Annotated in this window: 1 protein-coding gene; it reads right to left on the bottom strand. The window is 70.0% G+C overall.

Annotated elements, in window-relative coordinates; all coding sequences use genetic code 11:
• On the bottom strand, positions 1 to 2193 hold a 2193-nt coding region (locus GRX66_RS18430), incomplete at both ends, for an FAD-binding and (Fe-S)-binding domain-containing protein (RefSeq protein ID WP_159527778.1).

The raw sequence follows: 2193 nt of genomic DNA, 5'->3' as shown, positions 1-2193 counted from the left end.
GGCTTCGAGGACGCGCACGGCGGCCTTCCCGGGCGCTGGATTCGAGTACTGGGTGAACGGGTCGGGGACCAGAACGACTCGGCCTGTCGGGCCGTCGGGTTCGCTCGATTCCCGTCCGGCCGCCCAGTCGGTGAACGTCGTTCGCTGGAACGTGGGCAGCGACCGCTCGGCCGCGATACCGACTGTGCGCTCGGCGAGCCAGCCCGCCCCGGGGACCTCGGCCGCCCAGTTCGACACCGGCGCGAGTCGACTCCCCCAGGACAACAGGTGGTGGACGTCCGCGAACAGTCGGTCCCGGACGCTCGCGCCCTCGCGCTCGTGGTACTGGTGTTTCACTTCGGCCTTGAGCTTCGCGAGGTCGACCCCCGTGGGGCAGTCGCTCTTGCAGGCCTTGCAGCCCACGCACAGGTCCAGGACCTCCGCCTGGAACCGCTCGGTGTACAGTTCGTCCTCGGGCAGGTCGCCCGAGATGGCCGCGCGCAGCACGTTCGCTCGGCCGCGCGTCGACTCGAGTTCCTCCCGCGACGCGCGGTACGTCGGACACATCACGCCCGCGCCGGTCTGGCGGCACGTCCCACAGCCGTTGCAGAGCTCGACGAGGTGCGAGAACCCGCCCTCGTCGGCGAAGTCGAGCTCCGTCGCCGGCTCGACGGACTGGTACGCCGGTCCGTATCGGAGGTACTCCCGGGAGTCGGCTGGCTCCCCGGGCCTGAGCCGCCCCGTGTCGGCGACGTCGGCTTCGTCGCGGTAGACGACCGTCCCCGGATTCAGCAGCCAGTCGGGGTCGAACGCCGACTTCAGGTCCTTGAACGCGGCCCAGAGCTGAGGGCCGTACAGTTCGGGGTTGAACTCGGTGCGCGCGAGGCCGTCGCCGTGCTCGCCCGAGAACGCCCCGTGGTGCTCCAGGACGAGGCTGGTCACGTCCTCGCTGATGGCGTGCATCGTTTCCACGCCGTCCTCGGACTTGAGGTTCAACACCGGCCGGATGTGGAGAGTGCCGACGCCCGCGTGTGCGAAATACGCCGCCGACGTCCCGTGGTCCTCGAGGACGCCCTGGAACTCCGCGACGTACTCCGCGAGTTCCGCTGGCGGGACTGACGCGTCCTCGATGAACGGGTACGGCTTGGCGTCGCCCTCGAGGCTCATCAGCAGCGGGATGGCGGCCTTCCGGAGTTTCCACAGCGCCGCCTGTTCGTCGGGGTCGTGGGCTGCGAGCACGTCGAAGGCGGCGCCGTCCGCGACGAACTCCTCGGTGGTCGCGTCGACGGCGGCCGCCAGGTCGTCGTGGCACTCGTCGTCGAACTCCAGCATGAGCGCGGCCGCGCAGTCGTCGGGTATCGGCGCTGCGTACTCCGCGTACTCGGGGGAGTCTGCGGCGAGGCGGAACACCTCGTCGTCCATCAGTTCGACGGCGCTGGGGTCGTACTCGAGGGCAGTCGGCACCGCCGCGACGGCGTCGAGGAGGTCCTCGAAGCAGTACAGCGCGACCGCCGCCTCCTCGGGGACGGTGACCAGTTCGAGCGTCGCCTCCACCACGACGCCGAGTGTCCCCTCTGCACCGACCAACAGCTTCGCGAGATTCAGCACGCGCTCTCCGTCCTCGGTCTCGGAGACGGCCTTGTGGAGGTTGTACCCCGAGACGCAGCGCTTGAGTTCCGGGTAGCGGTCGTCGATCTCGGTCGCGTTGTCCTCGACGAGGCGCCGAACGGTCCGGTATATCTCTGCCTCACGGTCGTCCTGTTCGACGATGGCGTCCCACTCCGGGGAGTCCAGGACGACGGGCCGGGCGTGCAGCAGCGACCCGTCCGCGAGCACCACCCGGAGTTCCTCGGTGTAGGCGTCCGTGATGCCGTACCGGACCGAGTGCGCGCCCGTGGAGTTGTTCCCGATGCCGCCGCCGATGGTCGCGCGATTCGAGGACGCGGGGTCGGGCGCGAACTTGAGACCGTGCTCCGCGAGGCGATCGTCGAGGTCGTCCTGGACGACGCCCGGTTCGACCGTCGCCCGCTTCGCGTTCGGATTGACGGCCACGACCTCGTCCATGTACTTGCTCGCGTCCACGACGACGCACCCGGGGCCGACCGCCTGGCCGGCCAGCGACGACCCCGCGCCGCGCGGCAGCACGGGGACGTCGTGGTCGGCCGCGATTCGCACCGTCCGCTGGACGTCTTCGACGTGCTTCGGGAGGACCAC

Source organism: Halobacterium bonnevillei (genome assembly GCF_009831555.1).
Lineage (GTDB): Archaea > Halobacteriota > Halobacteria > Halobacteriales > Halobacteriaceae > Halobacterium > Halobacterium bonnevillei.
This window is presented reverse-complemented; position numbering and strand designations above follow the sequence as displayed.